At 62.2% G+C, this 1,295-nt stretch carries 1 protein-coding gene and 1 pseudogene; one reads left to right on the plus strand and one right to left on the minus strand.

What is annotated here, in order from left to right:
- Positions 1-263: 263 nt before the first annotated feature.
- The gene (locus EN914_RS35770; RefSeq protein ID WP_024504336.1) at positions 264-1,127 is read left to right on the plus strand and encodes an SMP-30/gluconolactonase/LRE family protein; all 864 of its coding nucleotides are present in this window, start codon (positions 264-266) and stop codon (positions 1,125-1,127) included.
- A gap of 8 nt (positions 1,128-1,135) precedes the next feature.
- Here the strand turns inward: EN914_RS35770 and EN914_RS39690 are convergent.
- A pseudogene (locus tag EN914_RS39690) lies at positions 1,136-1,295 on the minus strand (antibiotic biosynthesis monooxygenase); the annotation flags it as partial.

The raw sequence follows: 1,295 nt of genomic DNA on the forward strand, positions 1-1,295 counted from the left end.
CACTTGGAAAAGTGGATAAAAAGGCGCTTGAAATTCATTTTCACTGCGTCTTACCAATATTTTGAAGAACACTTCAACCGATAGTTTGAAGAACACTCCAAAAACTGACCTCGAGGCTTCGTCGCGAACTCAGCAAAGAGCAGCCAAACCAAAATTATCGGTTCTGTGCCTGTCGGCAGACCGCTGCCTCGCCCGTCCTTGGTGAGACAGCGCCATCATGGACCATTTGGCGATGCTGACGCACTCAACAAGGAGTCCCCTACATGCAGAAACCACCTGCCCCCCAAGCGCATCTCGTCACTGCCGGTCTCGCTTTCGGCGAGTCGCCGCGCTGGCATGACGGACGGCTGTGGCTTTGCAACTGGGGCACCGGCGAGATTATCGCCGTCGATGCCGACGGCAACCGCGAGGTCATGCTCACCGTACCGGCTGTCCTGCCCTACTCCATTGACTGGCTGCCGGATGGCCGCCTGCTCGTCATCTCCGGCCGCGAAGGGCTGCTGCTACGACAGGAGGCCGACGGGAGCCTCGTCACTCGCGCCGATTTGCGTGACCTGTCGAAAAGCCCTTGGAACGAGATCGTCGTCGACGGGCGCGGCAACACCTATGTCAATGGCGGCGGACCGGCGCCGGCTTCTGGCGAGCATTTCAGCCCCGGCACCATCGTGTTGATCACGCCGGACGGCGCGGTCCGGCAGGTGGCGGAAAATATCGCCTTTGCCAACGGCATGGCAGTGAGCCCGGACAACAAGACGCTGATTGTCGCGGAATCCCATGCCAATCGGCTGACCGCCTTCGACATTGCCGCCGACGGCAGCCTTGCCAACCGAAGGGTCTGGGCCGACCTCGACGGCTATCCCGACGGCATCTGCCTCGATGCCGAAGGGGCGGCCTGGTATGCGGATGTTCCCAACAAGCGTTGCGTGCGGGTGCGTGAAGGCGGCGAGGTGCTGCAGACAGTGACCGTCGATCGCGGCTGCTTTGCCTGCATGCTGGGCGGCACCGACAGGAAAACGCTGTTCATTCTCGCCGCCGAATGGCGCGGCTTCGAGCATATGCTCAGCGACGCCCGCACCGGCCAGGTGTTCAGCGTCGAAGCGCCGGCACCTGGCATCGGCTGGCCGTAACAGCCTTGCTACAGCCCGGGAACCCTCTGATAGTTGGCGATGTCGGCGCGAACGCCGAGCCGGGCGATCGTCTCCTGCGGGTTGAAGGCGATGCGCTCGTGCGCGGCCTTGACGATCGGCACGACATTGTCGACGGCCGCCTGGCTTTCCCATTCGACGATGGTGACG

Source organism: Mesorhizobium sp. M7A.F.Ca.CA.001.08.2.1, assembly GCF_003998455.1.
GTDB lineage: Bacteria > Pseudomonadota > Alphaproteobacteria > Rhizobiales > Rhizobiaceae > Mesorhizobium > Mesorhizobium ciceri.

What these genes read in the sequence shown, in the direction of transcription:
- EN914_RS35770 (WP_024504336.1), top strand. Translation starts at nt 264, where the DNA reads ATGCAGAAACCACCTGCCCCCCAAGCGCATCTCGTCACTGCCGGTCTC.